This is a genomic window from Kribbella antibiotica (assembly GCF_004349055.1).
Classification (GTDB): Bacteria; Actinomycetota; Actinomycetes; order Propionibacteriales; family Kribbellaceae; genus Kribbella; species Kribbella antibiotica.
This window is the reverse complement of sequence record NZ_SMKX01000040.1, coordinates 42,120-58,547: the sequence shown is the minus strand read 5'-3', so window position 1 is coordinate 58,547 and position 16,428 is coordinate 42,120. Positions and strand designations below refer to the sequence as shown.

Genomic DNA, 16,428 nt, shown 5'->3' with positions numbered 1-16,428 from the left:
GTGCTGGCGGGGGCCGTCGACTTTGGTGACGGTGGCGCCGGGGATGGTGATGGGTGGGAGGGACGTGGCCAGGTCTACTACCAGGGTTCTGGGGGCGGACTGGCTGGAGCGGAGCTCGGGGAGGGTGCCGTCGAAGATTTGGCGGCCGTGGTCGATGACCATGACTCTGGTGCAGAGGGCTTCGATGTCGTCGAGGTCGTGGGTGGTGAGGATGACGGTGGTTTGGCGTTCGGCGTTGACCTCGGCGAGGAAGGTGCGGAGGCGGGCCTTGCTGATGACGTCGAGGCCGATGGTGGGTTCGTCGAGGTAGACGATCTCGGGGTCGTGGAGCAGGGCGGCGGCGATGTCGCCGCGCATGCGTTGGCCTAGTGACAGTTGGCGGACCGGTACGTCGAGGAGGTCGCCGAGATCGAGCAGTTCCACGAAGGTGGCGAGGTTTTCGCGGTGGCGGGCGATCGGGACGCCGTACATCTTCTGCAGGACGGCGAAGGAGTCTTTCAGCGGCAGGTCCCACCAGAGGGTGGTGCGCTGGCCGAAGACGACGCCGATGCGTTTGGCGAGGTTGAGGCGGTGGCGGGACGGGTCGACGCCGGCAACGCGGATGGTGCCGCCGCTCGGGACGAGGATGCCGGTGAGCATCTTGATGGTGGTGGACTTGCCGGCGCCGTTCGGGCCGATGTAGCCGACGACCTCGCCTGGTTCGACGCTGAAGGACAGGCCGTCGACGGCGCGGACCTCGCGTTTGGTGCGGCGCAGGCCGGTGCGTGACGTGACGGTGAAGGACCGCGACACGTCGGACAATTCGATGACTGGCACGACTCAGCTCCCTGTACTGCGATAGCGACGAAGACCACCGCGCCAGCCGAGGGCCGCGAAGGCGACCATCACAGCGGCGGCGACCGGGGACAGCAGACCGATCCAGGACGGCAGTCCCAGTGGGGCCTGTTTGCCCAGCAGGAACAGCACTGGATAGAAGTTGACGAAGGCGAGCGGTACGACGAACGTGACGGCCCGGACGACGTCCGTCCCGAACGCGGTCAACGGGTACTGCGTCAACGTGCGGCCGCCGTACGTGAAGGAATTGGACAGTTCGGCGGAATCGATCGCGATGAACTGGAAGGCCGCGCCGAGAGTGAAGAACGAACAGAAGATCAGCGCACCGGAGACCACGCCGACCACCAGCATGATGCCTCGGGCAACGGTCCAGTCGACGTCGATCTGAGTCAGCGCGATCACCAGCACAGTCAGTGCCTGCAGCACCCGGCCGACCTTGTCGAGCCGGAACTCGTCGGCCGCGGTCTGGATGAAGGCCGGCACCGGCCGGACCAGATAGGCGTCCAGTGAACCACTCCGGATCCGGCGTCCGACCCGCTCGATCGACCCGGTGAGCAGGTCGGCGATCCCCATCGTCAGCGAGGAAGTTGCGTACAGCAACGCCATCTCTGCCAGCGAGAATCCGCCGAAAGCGTTGATATGGCTGAACATCAGCAGTACCGCGACGAAGTCCGTGATCGTGATCAAGACCCCGGTCACCATCATCAGGGCGAACGACAGCGGATACGCGAGGGTCGATCGGATCCACATCCCGGCGAGCATCCAGTACTGGCCTGGTGCGCGCAGCAAGCGCTCAACCACCTTGGACCACCACCTTGCGCATGGCCAACTGCGTCAGCAACTGCCCAGCCAGCAACAGCACCAGGATCCAGCCGAGCTGGAAGAGCAGCGCGCCGCCGATCCCGTTCGGGCTCCGCCCGAGCCAGATGTCGATCGGCACCTGCAGCGTGCCCGCCCACGGTGTCGCACGCGCGAACTCACCGAACCAGCCCGGGAACACGACCAGCGGCAGGATCGTCCCGGAGAAGAACAGCGACAGCAGCATCGCCGCCGCCTCCGACCCGCGGGAATCGTTGATCCAGAACGCCGACAGCGCAACCAGGTACCGGATCCCGAAGCTGACCAGGATCCCGAGCACCAACCCCAGCGCAACCGCCAGCCATCTGACCGGCCCGCTCGGGAACTTCAGGTCGAACACCAACGCCCCGACCAGCAACGGCACTCCACCACGCACGATCAGCTGGAACATCGCCCGGCCGAGATCCATCGACATCCACCACACCATCAGGTGGGTCGGCCGGTACAGGTCGACCGCGATCTCGCCGCTGCGGATCCGCTCGCCGAGCTCGATCGTCGTACTGGCGCCGAAGATGCCGATCGGCAGCAGCAACCCCTGTTGCAGCCAAACGAACGTCAGCGCGTCATTGACGTCGTACCCGCCGAGTCCTGGCCGCTCGTGCCACAACGTCAGATACACCCCGCACAGGATGAACCCGAACACCGAATTGGTGAACGCGCCGGACACAGTCGCCATCCGGTACGTCGAAAAGCGCCGGAACGACCGCACTGCGATCGCCCAATAGACGCCCACGGCAACCTCCTCTCACTACCTCGAGAGTGATGCCCGAATCCCCTGATCCACCCAGCGGCACGCAGAAGCACCCCGATTCCATCAGGACCCGGGGGTTCGGACACCACTGTGGCAGGCATGAGTGACCCCACGCCGTTTTGTCAAGGAAAGATGCAGACCGTACGACGTGGGCGCGCACCCGTCAACCGGATTATCGGCCGCAGGCTGAGCCGGGCCGGCCGGAGACCCCTCAGACTCCGGCCGGCCGGGGGTTCAGTCGGACTCGAGGACTCGGGCGAGGAGGGTGGCGAACTGCTCTGGGTGCGAGGCGTAGCCGCCGTGGTTGCCGGGGAAGCTCACAGTGGGCCAGCCGAGGCCTTCTGCGATGTGCTGGATCGGGCGCGCCGGGAGATACTCCAGCGACTCCGCTCCCGCTGCGGGAACGATGCGGCTGGCAACGGCTTTCAGGGCGTCCAGGTCCGGCTGGTACCGGGTGAACGGCAGCAGTTTGTGCTCGTAGAAGTTCGCCGCGTTGGCCTGGAACCGCAGGAACATCTCGCCGACCTCGGGCAGCAGGTCCTCCGGTGCAGGCATGTCGTCCTGGTCGGTACCGATCCCCCGCATGAAGAGGAAGTCGGCTGCTTCGACGCCGTCGGTGCGGTAGGTGTCGTAGACCTGCTCGAAGAACGCACGGTGGTCGGCCGCATCGGGCAGTACCTCGACACACGGCGGTTCGTGGGCAACCAGCATCCGGACCCGATCGGGGTACCGGGTGATCAGTTCGAGGCCGGTGATCGCGCCTGAACTGCTCCCGAGCACGTACGCCGGTTCGTGTCCGCCGACCGCGTCAAGCAGCGCCAGCGCATCATCCGCCGACTGGTCGACACGCTCGTCTGCGGCAGGACCGTCGTACGGGCTGCGTGAGTTGCCGCGCGGGTCGTACGCGACCACTGTGTAGTCTGCGGCGAGCCGCCCGACGATCCCGTCGAAGATCCCGGCGTCCGTCCCGCCACCGGCGATCAGCAGCAGGACCGGCCCCGACCCGGTCACCTCGTAATGCAGCGTCGCCCCCGGCACAGCCAGCTTGTTCACCGTCTTGGCACCCATCGCGCCCAACCCCTCTCCGCTTGTTGCCCCCACCCTCGCAACCCCCACTGGCACGCCACGCACATAGCGCTGGCACGGGGATCGGGCAGAGGAGCAACCGGATCGGTCAGCCGGCCTTGATGAAGTCGCTCACCGCGTCCGCGACGAGCTGTACGGCGATCGCGCTCAGCAGCAGACCGGCGATGCGAGTCACCAGCAGCACACCGTTCTCGCCGAGGATCCGCATGATCACGCCGGAGAACCGCAGTGTCAGCCACATGATCAGGTGGATCAGGATGATGCCGACCGAGATCGCGATCACGTCCGGGAGTGCACCGTGCGCGCGCTGCACGAACACCATGGTGGCGACGATGGCACCCGGGCCCGCCAGCAACGGCGTACCCAACGGGACGAAGGCGATGTTCACGTTCTTGGTCTGAACCGGGTCTTCAGCTGTGTCGGTCAGCAACTGCAAGGCGATCAGCAGAAGCAGCAGACCGCCCGCGCACTGCAGCGCCGGAAGTGTGATCCCCAGGTTGTTCAGGATCTGCTGGCCGAAGGCCGCGAACACCACAATGACGCCGAAGGCAACCAACACCGCCTGCCACGCCGCCCGCTTGCGGACCGCCCGTGACTGGCCCGCGGTCAGCGAGATGAACACCGGCACAGTCCCCGGCGGGTCCATGATCACGAAGAGCGTGACCACGACCTCGCTGAGCAATCCAAGGTTGATGATGCTGTTCACGGCAGCCACGCCTCTGGAACTTGTACGCCGTCAGCCGCGGCAGCGTTGGATTTCGCGACCTCGAGAAGCCGCTCGAACTGTTCCGGGTCGGTCGTGTTGACACCCAGATCGTGGTCGATCTTCCCGGCACCGTGGTGATCGCTCGACCCGGTCCGGATGATCCCGAGATCGTCGGCAATCCGGGTCAGCGCAGCCCGCGACTGCGGCGAGTGGTCCTGATGCTCGACCTCGATCCCCGCCAATCCGTGCTCACTGACCAGCTGCGCGATCATGTCCTCGGTCATCACCTTGTGGCTGGACCGGCCCCACGGATGCGCAATCACCGGCACGCCACCGGCCGCGCGGACGAGGTCGATCGCGTGCCCGGGCTCGATCGCGTAGTGCGACACGTGGCCGGCCCGGCCGTCGGCCAGGAACCGGTCGAACGCCTCGGTCCGGTTCACAACGGTGCCGTTGGCAACCAATGCGTCGGCGACATGCGGCCGCCCGACCGACGGCGTACCGGTGGCTTGGGCCAGCACTTCGTCCACCGTCAGCGCGACGCCGATCGAGTTGAGCCGGGCAACAATCGCCGGGATCCGGTCGGTGCGGCCCTCACGCACCGTCCGCAACTCGTCGGCCAGCTGCGGAGACGACGGGTCGAGCAGATAGCCCAGCAGGTGCACGCTGATGCCGTTGAGTTTGCAGGAGATCTCGATCCCCGGCACGAACCCGATGCCGAGCCGCTCCGCCGCCAGCCGCCCCTCCACCCAGCCGTCGGCGGTGTCGTGATCGGTGAGCGCGATCACATCGAGCCCGGCCTGCTGGGCATGCGTGATCAGGTCGTCCACCGGATCGGTGCCGTCCGAGCGGTTCGAGTGGGTGTGCAGATCGATGCGCACGAGCGGTCGGGATCCCTTCGCCGAACAAGATATGGACTTCTGTCACCCCAGATGCTAGCCGCCGCGCACCCCCGGATCCGCCGATTGTGGCCAACTCGGCCTACCCTTCCTGGCATGGATCGGGAACGTGTCGACTGTGTGGGAGCACTCGTGTACGACGAGCAACGCCGCCTACTCGTCGTTCGCCGCGCCAACGACCCCGGTCGCGGCCTCTGGTCCTTGCCCGGCGGCCGCGTCGAACCCGGTGAAGACGACCCCACCGCAGTCGTGCGCGAGGTCGCTGAAGAGACCGGCCTGACCGTCCAGGTCGGCACTCTGGTCGGCGAGGTCGAACGCGAGGCCCCGCAAGGCCGGCTGTACGTCATCCGCGACTACGAGGCCACTCCCCTGTCCGGCACCCTCACCCCCGGCGACGACGCCACCGACGCCCGCTTCGTCACTCGCCCCGAACTGCTCGCTCTCCCGACGGCAACCCTGTTGATCTCCACGCTGGAGCAGTGGAACGCCCTTCCAGGCTGAAACTCTCTCGCGCCCACCAGCAAGCTCCGCAACACTGAGTTGATGGACGACAGCGAGCTGGTGCGCGCGATCGAAGACAACACCGCCGAACTCCTGATGGCCATGGGCGCAGCCGGCGGCGGCTCCCAACGCGACGACGCCACCGCCCGCTGGACGATCGGCGGCTCACCCCTCGACTACCACAACGCAGTAGTCGCAGCCGCGGTGACCTGGACCGAGCCATCCCCGAATCAGCAGCCGAACTCCGCCGGTACGACGTCCCCGGCTGCTGGCATGTCGGCCCGTCGATGCAGTCCCCCGAACTGGGTGAGCGCCTACTCGCCGCGGGTTTCGCGCCCGACGGCTCCGAGCCCGGGATGGCGGTCGCACTCGACGAGCTGGTGGCGCCGCGCGTCGTACCGGGGTTGCAGCTTGAGCGAGTGACCGACGACGCCGCACTGGCTGTCTGGGCGGACACGCTGGCTCGCGGCTTCGGTGAGGGCGAGAAGGAGGCCCAGTGGGCGGCCTCGGTCTACCGGGTGCTCGGCTACGACGACCCCTGGCGCCACTACGTCGCGACCGTCGACGGCGTACCGGCCGGCACCATCACCGTCTACCTCGCCGCCGGTGTCGCGGGCGTCTACTTCGTGATGACCGTGCCAGAAGCCCGCCGCCGCGGCATCGGCGCCGCCCTCACCCACGCCGCATTGGCGCAGGTAGGCAGCGGGTATGCCGTGCTGACTTCCTCGTCAGCCGGCCGTTCGGTCTACGCGTCGCTGGGCTTCCGCGCCCTCTGCACCATCGACCTCTACCAGTTCGACCAGCGAGCTTCTGCTGCCGCTGCCAGGCAGTAGCAGAGTCGGCCACAAAGCGAGCCTGGCCAGCGTTTCCGGAGTTAACGTCCGAAGGATCGGAGGCCGGTTCTCGTACGGCGGGGGTGGGTGACCGCGCGCTCCGATGCGGCCGGGCTCGCTGCGTGTGGTTGCTCGCCGCTGCGGCCGATTGACAGTGCGAGGGTGGTGCGGCCCGGCGCGTGGCTAAGGGGGATGGCGAGGCCGGCGATCGCGCTTGCGCCGATTGAGGTACTCGCTGTGGTTGCGGTCGGTAGCGAGGATGCCTGGAAAGTGACCCTTGGTGGTGGTGAAAAGCGCTGGCAAGGAGGCGTGGGGTCCTGCCGTGCCCGGCTGGCCCTTGCTGCCTCACTACACGTGGATTTTTCGGCGCATAGACCCGAAAAATCCCCGCGTAGTGCGAAGCGCCTCGGCTAGCCCTGACCGCCTCGCTAAGTGGTGGATTTTCGTCACCGGGTCCCCCCAAATCACCACTTAGCGCGAGCCCGCCCACGTTTCGGTCCGGCGGGGCCTTGAGTGGAAACTTTTTCGCACATAGCGACAAGGAATTACCACCCAGCGCGAGCAACCCCCGCGCTCCGCTCCGCCGGGGTCGTTGGCCGGCAACTTTTTCTCAAATGGCGACCCTTTGTTACCGGCTAGCGGAGATCTTGGGCCTCAGCCATAGCGGGTACCTCAAGCAGCGGTCACGCGATCGCCGACCTCGCCAGTACCTCAACCAGGCACCCGGCCCAGCCAAGCTCTTTATGTAACGCGGCCGCCGCGGCGACCAGCCATAAGCGACGTGTCCGGCTTGTCCGGAGCGTCGAGCAACCACCCCGCCGTACCAAAAGCTGCAGCCGAAGGCAGCGGAGGAGGGGTTCTACTGTCGCTGAGCGGCAGTCGCTGCACGCAAGGGTGCGGGTTCGCGGAGGAGTAGCGCGGCGTCGAAGAGGATTACGGCGGCGGTTAGGGCGTGGACGCCTAGGGCGGTGGCGAGGGTGCCGCCGTGGGTGGCTACGACGATGGCGTCGGTGATGGGGACGATCGCGGTGATGGCGAGGACCAGACCGGTGGGGCGGCGGTGGCCTAGGGCGAAGAGGGCCAGGATGACGAGGGCCAGGGCGATGTCGCGGATGCCTTTGACGGGGAAGTAGGCGGTGGCGGCTGCGGGGATGCCGAAGCCGGTGGCTGCGGCGACGCCGTCGAAGAGGAAGCGGGGGCCGAAGGTGAGCGGGAAGAGGCCCAGCACGATGGTCAGGATGTTGGTGAAACGGCGCATGATGAACTCCAGAATCTAGCGTTGCTAACCTTTCTAGCAACGCTAACATTGCGGGCGCTAGATTGTCTAGCAGTGCTAGCATCGGGATATGGATCGTCGGGAACGGGCTCGTGCGGAGCGTGGGGCGCTGATCGTTCGGACGGCGCGGGAGTTGGCCGAGGCGGACGGGTGGGATGCGGTCACCACGCGGCGCTTGTCGGAAGCCGTGGAGTACAGCCAGCCGGTGCTCTACGGGCACTTCAAGAACATGCAGGCGATCGTGACGGCGGTGGCGCTAGACGGAATGGTGGAGCTCGCCGCTGTACTACGTTCTGCGCGGGAGGCCGGCGGGATTCGCGGGCTGGCGGAGGCCTATCTCGGGTACGCCGAAGAGCATCCGGCGACGTATGCCGCGATCTTCACGCGGCGGACCGACCTGGTGTTCGGGGCGGCCGAAAGTCCCGAGATCCTGAAGATCACCTTCGGCGAACTGGCGGCCGCGGTGGAGCCTTACGCCAACGGTGATGTCGAGACGTTGACCGAGGTGTTCTGGAGCGCCCTGCACGGGCAGGCGGCGCTCAACCAGGAGGCCAGGTTGCGGCCGGCGCAGCGCACCGACCGCATCGAGCAACTCGTGAAGCTGGTGACCGGCTAGCTGTTCCAGTGCAGGATCGCGGGCGAACCGCGGTCCCACCCGAGTGTCGAGACCGTCGCCGTGTCGAGGACGAAGTGGCGACCCTCGGTGGCGTCGAGTTCGAGCCAGCGGGCGGTGAGGGCTCGGAGCGCGTGGGAGTGGCCGAAGACGAGGGTGTCGCCGTCGGTGGCCGCGATGCGGGCGACGACGCGGTCCAGCCGGGTTGAGACCTGTACGGCGGTTTCACCGTTGGGCACCGGGTTGGCCCAGACCGTCCAGCCGGGGACGGTTTTGCGGATGTCCGCGGTGGTGATGCCTTCGTAGTCGCCGTAGTTCCATTCGGCGAGGTCCTCGTCGACCACGGCGTCCGGGAAGCCGGCAAGCTCGGCCGTACGGCGGGCGCGTTGGCGCGGGGACGTCAGGACGAGATCGAAGCTCCGATCGGCCAGCCGCTCCCGGAGCGAGGTGGCGATCCGCTCGCCCTCGGGAGTCAGCGGGAGGTCGGTCACCGAGGTGTGGCGGCCGTTCTTGCTCCATTCGGTCTCGCCGTGGCGTACCAGGTAGAGCCGGTCTTTGCGTTCCGCAGTGGTCACGCTTTCATCCTGCCAGACCCGCTCTCAGCCCTTGACCGTTTGAACGATCCACGGCAGGGTACGGAAACTGTAAGCGCTTCCACTGGAGGTTCCATGGCGACCGGCAAGCCTGCGACGATCTACGATGTCGCGGCGCGGGCGAACCTGTCGATAGCGACGGTTTCGCGTGTCCTGCAAGGGACTGGGCCGGTATCGGAGAAGGCACGAGTCAAGGTCGGGCAGGCCGCTGCGGAGCTCAATTACGTTCCGTTGCGGGCGGCGCGCAGTCTTGCGGTGCAACGACACGAGGCGCACGGCTTGGTGTTGCCGGATCTCAGCGGTCCGTTCTACGGCGATCTACTGATGGGTTACGAGCGCTGGGCCGGTGAGCACGGACAGAGCGTCGTGCTCACGGTCACGCAGGGCAATGCGGATCCGCGGCGGTCGGTGCGGGATCTGGCCGGCCGGGTCGACGGGATCGTTGTGCACGGCAACGCGCTGGATCTGCCGACGATCCAGGAGCTGCGCAAGGCCGGCGTGGCGCTGGTCCTGGTTGCGCATCCGCCGGTGACGGGGTGCGATTCGGTGCGGACGGAGAGTGCGTCGAGTTCCGAGCGACTGACCACACGGTTGCTGGATACAGGGCGAAAAAACCTTGTGTTCGTTGGCGATCCGATCAGCTCGTACGACGTCTCCGAGCGGTACGCCGGATTTGCGAAAGCGCACGAGTCGCGGGGCAGCGCCGTACCGGAGCCGTTGTGTGTGCCGCTGACTGAGGAGTCGGGGAAGCGCGTGGCCAAGGAGATTCTTGCCACCGGCAACCGACCGGGCGGGCTGGTGTGCGCGAACGACGAGCTCGCGCTGGCGGCGCTGACCACGTTGCGAGCCGGTGGAATCGCCGTACCGGAAGACGTTGTGGTGACTGGGTGGGATGACGTGATGGCGGCGCGCTATGTGTCGCCGGGATTGACCACTGTGCGGCAGCCGATGGCTGAGCTCGGCCAGTTGGCGGCGCAGCGGTTGCACGAGCGGGTGACCGGGGAGCGGACTCGCGCACGGAACGACGTACTGGCCACAGAGATTGTCCTGCGGGACAGCTGTGGAACCTCGGGGGCAATGCAGCAGTAACCGAGTGAGGAGACAACCGATGTTCACCCACAGCATTCGCCGCCGATTGGTGATCGGCTGCGCCTTGGCCCTAACGCTGGCCGCCTGCGGGCGGTCGGCCGACACCCCCGAAGCGGGCGGTCAAGCGACCACGACCGTCAGCGACGGACCTGCCACCGGAGACCTCACAGTCTGGGCGATGGGGACCGAAGGCGAGAACCTGCCCGAACTGATGAAGCAGTTCCAGGAAGCCAACCCTGGCGCGAAGGTGACGGTCACGCCGATCCCCTGGGACGCCGCCCACAACAAGTTCACCACCGCGATCACCGCGCAGAGCCTGCCGGATGCGGCGATGGTCGGCAGCACGTGGATGGGTGAATTCGCCGATCTCGGTGCGCTCGATCCGACGCCGCAGGGCTTCGACAACAGCAAGTTCTTCGAGGGTGCGCTCGACACGACGAAGGTCAAGGGCACCCAGTACGGCGTTCCCTGGTATGTCGAGACGCGGCTCGTGTACTACCGCAAGGACCTGGCGAAGAAGGCCGGGATCACCACTCCCCCGACCGACTGGGCCGGACTCAAGGCGATGGCGAAGGCCATGCAGGCTCAGGCCGGAGCGAAGTACGGAATCAACCTGCAGCCGGGCGGGACGGGTTCGTGGCAGACGGTGATGCCGTTCGCGTGGTCGGCCGGGGCCGAGATCACTGGGGACGACGAGAAGTCGTTCACGCTGGACACTCCGGAAATGCAGGAGGGCCTGCAGTACTTCCAGAGCTTCTTCACCGACAAGATCGCCGGGACCGACCTGCCGCCGAACCAGACCGAGGCGCAGTTCGTGAACGGTACGGCGCCGATGTTCATCTCCGGACCGTGGATGGCGGGCTCGGTGGCGAAGGCCGGTGGGCCGGCGATGAAGCCGAATATCGGGGTGTTCGAGCTGCCGAAGAACAAGACCGCGACGTCGTTCGTCGGTGGGTCGAACTTCGTGGTCTTCAAGAACTCGAAGAACAAGGACAGCGCGTGGAAGCTGGTCAAGTGGCTGTCCGAGGAGAAGACGCAGGCGGCTTGGTACAAGTTGTCGACTGATCTGCCGGCGGTGAAGAGCGCTTGGAAGGACCCGAGTATCGCGGGTGATCCGCTGCTGCCGGTCTTCGGCAGGCAGCTCGAGGATGCGAAGGCGCCGCCGTCGATCGTGAACTGGGAACAGGTCGCGGTGGCGTTCGACACCGAGGTCGAGAAGATGGTCAAGGCCGGCCAGTCCCCCACCGACACCGCCAAGGCCATCCAGACCAAGGCTTCAGCGATCGGCACCGGCGGTAGCTGATGTTGCGAAGACAAACCGCGGCCGCTTGGATCCTGGTTCTGCCGTTCGTGGTGCTCTTCCTCGCGTTCACCGCGGGGCCAGTGCTCGGGTCGCTCGGGATGAGCTTCACCGATATCAGGCAACGCGATCTGCGGACGCCGTTCGCCGTCGAAGGTGTCGGGTTCGGCAACTACCTGAAGGCGCTCCAGGACGAGACGTTCCGCAAGGCGGCGTTCAACACGGCGTACTTCGTCGTGATCGGGGTGCCGTTCACGCTCGTGGTTGCGCTCGCCGCCGCGCTCCTGCTGGATCGTGGGGTCAAGCGGTTCCAGGCGTTGTTCAAGGTCGGCTACTACCTGCCGGTGGTCACGTCGATCGTGGCGATCGCGGTGATCTGGCGGTTCGTGCTGGCGCCGGATGCGGGGTTGCTGAACACGGTGCTCGGGTGGTTCGGGATCGACGGTCCGAACTGGCTGGGCTCGAAGACCTGGGCGATGCCGTCGTTGATCGCCATGGCGATCTGGCGGAATTTCGGCTCGGCGATGATCATCTTCCTGGCCGGCTTGCAAGGGATCCCACAGTCGGTCGAGGAGGCCGGGCAGCTCGACGGTGCGAGCTCATGGCAACGATTTCGGTATCTGATCATGCCGTTGCTCAGGCCAACGATCCTGTTCACCAGCGTGACCACGGGCATCGGCTACCTGCAGTTCTTCGAGGAGCCGTTCGTGATGACGCAGGGCGGGCCGTTGAACAGCACGGTGTCGGTGTCGATGTACACGTACCAGCAGTTCGGCTTCGGCAACTACGGGCTCGCGACGTCGATGGCCTACATCCTGTTCGTCGTCATCGCGGTGATCACGTTCATCCAGTTCCGGCTGCTGAGGGAGAAATGATGCGCCGTACCTGGTGGATCTATCTGATCGGAGCTCTCGGGCTGGTCGCCGTTGCGGCGCCATTCGTGTGGATGGTGCTCGGGAGCTTCAAGACGCAGGGCGAGTTGTTGCGCGTCCCGCCGACCTGGTTACCGCAGGATGCGACGACCGAGAACTACGAAGCCCTGTTCAGCAAGGCGCATTTCCCGCGCTATTTCCTGAACTCCGGGTTGGTCGCGCTGGTCGTGACGGCGGGGAACCTGATGTTCTGTTCGATGATCGGGTATGCGCTGGCCAAGCTGCATTTCAAGGGGCGCAACACGTTGTTCGTCGTGGTGATGGCGACGCTGATGATCCCGGGGATGGTCACGTTCGTGCCGCTGTTCGTGCTCGTCACGAATGCTGGGCTGGCGAACAGCTATCCCGGGCTGATCCTGCCGTTCCTGGTTTCGCCGTTCGGGGTGTTCCTGATGCGGCAGTTCTTCCTCTCGCTGCCGGACGATCTGATGGACGCCGGCCGGGTGGACGGTGCCGGTGAGCTGGGGATCTTTGCGCGGATCATGTTGCCGCTGACGAGGCCTGCGTTGGCCACGCTCGGCATCCTGACGTTCCTCGGTTCCTGGAACAACTTCCTCTGGCCGCTGGTGATCGCGCAGACCGAGGACAAGTACACGCTTCCCGTTGCCCTGGCGTTGTACTCGACCGGCCAGAACGCCCAGAACTTCGGCCTGCTGATGGCCGGCGCGGTCGTGGTCGTCATACCGGTGCTGGTGCTCTTCCTGGTCTTCCAGCGCCATGTCACCAAGGGCATTGCCATCACTGGACTCAAGTAGGAGACAAGATGACCGCCAACATCAGTCGCCGCACTCTGTTCACGGCTGCCGGCGCAACCGCAATCACCGCCGGAATCGCCGGTACGACGTACGCCGGCGTACCGGATCCCGCCGTACAGCTGAAGGGCGGATGGCAGCCCAGCCGCGCCGACAAAGCTCTCGTCGGGCGGTGGGCCCGGGATACCTGGAGCAGCATCGTCGCGATGACGGACGAGCGAACCGGCCTACCTGCTGACAACATCGGGGAGTCGGTGACGAGCCCGGTGCGCAGCAAGTACACGTCGCCCACCAATATCGGCGGCTACTTGTGGAGCACAGTCGTCGCCAAGCACCTCGGGATCATCTCGCCGCAGGAGTCGCTGCGCCGGATCACCCAGACGCTCACCACGATGAAGAACGTCGTCCATCACCAACCCAGCGGCATGTTCTTCAACTGGTACGACGAGGCGACCGGCGAGGTGCTGCACGTCGATCCGGATGGGACGAAACCCATTACCCCGTTCGTTTCCAGCGTCGACAACGGCTGGTTCGCGTGTGCGTTGATGGTGGTGCGCAACGCCGAGCCGCGCGCCCGGCACCTCGCGGACGAACTGCTCAACAAGATGAATTTCGCCTACTACTACAACGCGGCCGCCCGCCCCGGCGGTCTCATGCGCGGCGGGTTCTTCGAGACCTCGCCGCCCGACGAGGAGACCGACAAGGGCAACCACACCGGTAGCGGCCCGGACGTCTACTACCGCAAGTTCCATTACGACACCCTCAACACCGAGGCACGCATCGCCGGGTACGTCGGGTTCGCGCTCGGCCAGGTCCCCGCCACCCAGTACTTCGTGACCTACCGCACCTTCCCGGACTCGTGCGACTGGGCCTGGGTCGAGCAGAAACCGAAGGGTGTCCACCGCACCTACCTCGGGCTCGACGTCTTCGAAGGCACCTACGAGTACCGCGGGATGCGGCTCGTCCCGTCCTGGGGTGGCGACATGTTCGAGTCGCTGATGCCCGACCTGTTCGTCCCCGAAGCGACCTGGGCGCCGAACAGTTGGGGCATCAACCACCCGCTCACCGTCCGCGCTCACATCGAGCACGGTCTGGACGAAGCGAAGTACGGGTACTGGGGCTTCTCCCCCGCCTCGAACCCCAAGGGCGGCTACTCCGTGTACGGCGTCGAGGCGATCGGCATGGATCCCGGCGGCTACCCGTCGGATCTCGAGGCGACGAACTTCGACGCGGGTTTCGAGGGTTGCCGCGAAGGCACCAACCCGAACCCGTCGTACGGCGATGGTGTCGTCACCCCGCACGCGGCGTTCCTCGCGATGTCGTACGCGCCGCGGCAGGCGATCGACAACCTGCGCCGGATCGAGACGAACCTGCACGCATATGGCGGTGGTGGCTTCTACGACGCGGTCGCAGTGCTGCGCGATGGTGGTGGGGCCGGGCTGATCGCGAAGCGCTATCTCTCGCTCGACCAGGCAATGGTGATGGGTGCCATCGGCAACGTCTTCGGCGACAACCTGATCCGCCGCAGCTTCGCCGACCGCCGCACCGAACGCGGCATCCGCCCGATCATCGGTCGCGAACGCTTCGAGTCAGGACTCGTATGACGGAGAAGGCAAAGGCCGACTGGGACGAGCGGATCGCGCTCCGCAGCGACGAAGAACGCGGGTTCGCCTTCCCCGATCTGGATCCGCCGAAGGAGGTGTCAGCGGTTGGCGGAGTTGGCCAGGTGACGGTGGACTGGTCGCCCGTCGAGGGCGCGGTCGGATACCTGATCCTGCGTTCGACCGGTGATCACGGACCGCTGGAACCGGTCGATCATCACAGCGGCGACGTGCTGTCCGTACCTGGCCCGCCGTACGTCGACACCACGTGCACGCCGGGGACGCCGTACCACTATGCGGTGGCGAGCGTCCCCGAAGTAACAGTCGCCGGCCGGCCGAGTCACCCGGTAGGCGCAGTGCCATTGGTTGCCGACGACGCCCTTCCGCAAGTGCAGGTGATCGTCGATACGGTTGCTGAAGGCATCGAGCTGCAGCGGCCGTGGGTGCCGATGATCGGCAGCGAACGACTCAGCCAGTTGCTCTGCACCGACACCACCGGCGGGCACGAGATCGGCGTCGAGCTCGAAGACGCCCTCCGCCGGATGCACGACGAGCTCGGCGTCCGCACAGTCCGGGCGCACGCGATCTTCCACGACGACACCCACGTGATCGACGGCGATTCGTACGACTTCTCGGTGGTGGATGCGATCTACGACAAGCTGCTCGCGATCGGGCTGCGGCCGGTGGTCGAGCTCGGGTTCATGCCGCGGGAGCTCGCCGGCGATCCCACGAAGACCGTCTTCGAGTACGGCGCGATCATCTCGCCACCGGCATCGTACGAGCGCTGGGCCGACCTCATCCGCGCACTCGTCGAGCACCTGGTCGACCGCTTCGGCCTCGACGAGGTGCTGGGCTGGGACTTCGAGGTGTGGAACGAGGCGAACCTCGAGGTCTTCTGGTCCGGCACCAAGGCCGAATGGTTCCACCTGTACGACGTGACTGTCGCGGCTGTGAAGGCGGTCGACGAGCGGCTGGCCGTCGGTGGCCCGTCATCCGCGGCCGCCGGCTGGGTGGACGACCTGCTCGCGCATGCTCGCGCCAATGGAACCCCGGTCGACTTCGTGTCGACGCACACCTACGGCTCGCCGCCGCTCGACATACGAGCGTCTTTGGAGCGTCATGGGTACGGCGACGCGCGGATCCTCTGGACTGAGTGGGGTGTGACACCGCGGCACTTCAACCCGATCAACGACTCCGTGTTCGCCGGGGTGTTCCTGCTACGCGGGATGCGGTCAGCGGCCGGTCGGGTGGACGCACTGGCGTACTGGGTCGCGTCTGACCACTTTGAGGAGCTAGGGCCGCCGCCGCGCTTCCTGCACGGCGGATTCGGGCTACAGACCGTCGGAGGGCTGCCGAAACCGCGCTACCACGCACTGAGCCTGCTCAGCCGGCTCGGACCGGTCGAACTGCCCGTCACGCTCACCGGAGACGGAGGTGGCAGCCTGATCGAGGCATGGGCCTCGCGGGACCGCGACCGGATCGCCGTACTGCTCTGGAACCTCACCCTGGACCAGACCAAGGCAGACGGCGCCCCCGAACTGACCAGGACGGTCCACGTGGAGCTGCCCGGCGTGGATCCGTCCTGGCAGGTGACAGCGACCACCCTGGGCATCGGGGCCGGTGACCTGGCCGCGGCGACCGCCGAGCTCGGCATCAGCGAGTGGCCGACCGAGGACCAGCTGACAGAGCTGGTCGAGCGCAGCCGGATGGTGAGCACCCCGCTGGAACTCACTGGCTCGGTAGTCGAGGTGACGCTCCCGATGCCCTACGCCATCCTCTTGGAGCTAACCCCAAATAGGTAGGA

General features: G+C 66.3%; 18 protein-coding genes. 10 read left to right on the top strand and 8 right to left on the bottom strand.

What is annotated here, in order from left to right; translation table 11 throughout:
* From E1263_RS16510 to E1263_RS16485, 6 genes are all read right to left on the bottom strand, one after another.
* Positions 1-816 (bottom strand): ABC transporter ATP-binding protein (locus E1263_RS16510; protein WP_132168219.1); only part of this gene is annotated, 816 nt, incomplete at its 3' end.
* A gap of 3 nt (positions 817-819) precedes the next feature.
* Positions 820-1,635, bottom strand: a complete 816-nt coding sequence (locus E1263_RS16505; protein WP_238161281.1) for an ABC transporter permease — start codon at positions 1,633-1,635, stop codon at positions 820-822.
* Positions 1,628-2,425: an ABC transporter permease gene (locus E1263_RS16500; protein WP_202868914.1), complete on the bottom strand. Its 798-nt coding sequence runs from the start codon at positions 2,423-2,425 to the stop codon at positions 1,628-1,630. The genes E1263_RS16505 and E1263_RS16500 overlap by 8 nt, the downstream gene beginning before the upstream one ends.
* Before the next feature lie 252 nt (positions 2,426-2,677).
* The gene (locus E1263_RS16495) at positions 2,678-3,511 is read right to left on the bottom strand and encodes an alpha/beta fold hydrolase (RefSeq protein WP_132168217.1); all 834 of its coding nucleotides are present in this window, start codon (positions 3,509-3,511) and stop codon (positions 2,678-2,680) included.
* Between the two features lie 106 nt (positions 3,512-3,617).
* Entirely contained in the window at positions 3,618-4,235 is a 618-nt protein-coding gene (locus tag E1263_RS16490) for a MarC family protein (RefSeq protein ID WP_132168215.1), read from the bottom strand.
* Entirely contained in the window at positions 4,232-5,116 is an 885-nt protein-coding gene (locus tag E1263_RS16485) for a PHP domain-containing protein (protein WP_132168213.1), read from the bottom strand. The genes E1263_RS16490 and E1263_RS16485 overlap by 4 nt, the downstream gene beginning before the upstream one ends.
* A 114-nt stretch (positions 5,117-5,230) precedes the next feature.
* On the opposite strand from E1263_RS16485, the gene E1263_RS16480 reads away from it, so the two are divergent.
* Genes E1263_RS16480 through E1263_RS43675 form a run of 3 tightly spaced genes read left to right on the top strand, consistent with a single transcriptional unit; the run spans position 5,231 to position 6,468 of the window.
* Complete coding sequence (locus tag E1263_RS16480) at positions 5,231-5,635, top strand: NUDIX hydrolase (protein ID WP_132168211.1); 405 nt, start codon at positions 5,231-5,233, stop codon at positions 5,633-5,635.
* Positions 5,636-5,677: 42 nt separating this feature from the next.
* Positions 5,678-6,058: a hypothetical protein gene (locus tag E1263_RS43680; protein ID WP_238161280.1), complete on the top strand. Its 381-nt coding sequence runs from the start codon at positions 5,678-5,680 to the stop codon at positions 6,056-6,058.
* The gene (locus E1263_RS43675) at positions 5,992-6,468 is read left to right on the top strand and encodes a GNAT family N-acetyltransferase (RefSeq protein ID WP_238161279.1); all 477 of its coding nucleotides are present in this window, start codon (positions 5,992-5,994) and stop codon (positions 6,466-6,468) included. Before E1263_RS43680 ends, E1263_RS43675 begins: the two co-directional genes overlap by 67 nt.
* A gap of 859 nt (positions 6,469-7,327) precedes the next feature.
* On the opposite strand, the gene E1263_RS16470 is transcribed toward E1263_RS43675, so the two are convergent.
* Positions 7,328-7,726, bottom strand: a complete 399-nt coding sequence (locus E1263_RS16470; RefSeq protein ID WP_132168209.1) for a DUF4267 domain-containing protein — start codon at positions 7,724-7,726, stop codon at positions 7,328-7,330.
* An 88-nt stretch (positions 7,727-7,814) separates the two neighbouring features.
* Here E1263_RS16470 and E1263_RS16465 point away from each other — a divergent pair, with 88 nt between their 5' ends.
* Positions 7,815-8,360, top strand: coding sequence for a TetR/AcrR family transcriptional regulator (locus tag E1263_RS16465; RefSeq protein WP_132168207.1), 546 nt, complete (start codon positions 7,815-7,817; stop codon positions 8,358-8,360).
* On the opposite strand, the gene E1263_RS16460 is transcribed toward E1263_RS16465, so the two are convergent.
* On the bottom strand, positions 8,357-8,932 hold the full coding sequence (locus E1263_RS16460; protein WP_132168205.1) for a histidine phosphatase family protein: 576 nt from the start codon (positions 8,930-8,932) through the stop codon (positions 8,357-8,359). The genes E1263_RS16465 and E1263_RS16460 overlap by 4 nt on opposite strands.
* Positions 8,933-9,025: 93 nt before the next feature.
* Here E1263_RS16460 and E1263_RS16455 point away from each other — a divergent pair, with 93 nt between their 5' ends.
* From E1263_RS16455 to E1263_RS16430, 6 genes are read left to right on the top strand one after another with little or no spacing between them, the layout of a single operon-like run.
* Positions 9,026-10,039 carry a LacI family DNA-binding transcriptional regulator gene (locus tag E1263_RS16455; protein ID WP_132168203.1) on the top strand — a complete coding sequence of 338 codons (1,014 nt, stop codon included), beginning with the start codon at positions 9,026-9,028 and terminating at the stop codon, positions 10,037-10,039.
* Positions 10,040-10,058: 19 nt separating this feature from the next.
* Positions 10,059-11,342, top strand: coding sequence for a sugar ABC transporter substrate-binding protein (locus E1263_RS16450; protein WP_132168201.1), 1,284 nt, complete (start codon positions 10,059-10,061; stop codon positions 11,340-11,342).
* Positions 11,342-12,214, top strand: coding sequence for a carbohydrate ABC transporter permease (locus E1263_RS16445; RefSeq protein WP_132168199.1), 873 nt, complete (start codon positions 11,342-11,344; stop codon positions 12,212-12,214). Before E1263_RS16450 ends, E1263_RS16445 begins: the two co-directional genes overlap by 1 nt.
* Entirely contained in the window at positions 12,214-13,026 is an 813-nt protein-coding gene (locus E1263_RS16440; protein ID WP_132168197.1) for a carbohydrate ABC transporter permease, read from the top strand. Before E1263_RS16445 ends, E1263_RS16440 begins: the two co-directional genes overlap by 1 nt.
* Before the next feature lie 8 nt (positions 13,027-13,034).
* A complete protein-coding gene (locus E1263_RS16435; RefSeq protein WP_132168195.1) occupies positions 13,035-14,627 on the top strand; it encodes a glucoamylase family protein in 1,593 nt (530 codons plus the stop codon).
* Positions 14,624-16,426: a GH39 family glycosyl hydrolase gene (locus E1263_RS16430; RefSeq protein WP_132168193.1), complete on the top strand. Its 1,803-nt coding sequence runs from the start codon at positions 14,624-14,626 to the stop codon at positions 16,424-16,426. The genes E1263_RS16435 and E1263_RS16430 overlap by 4 nt, the downstream gene beginning before the upstream one ends.
* The last annotated feature ends 2 nt before the right edge of the window (positions 16,427-16,428 follow it).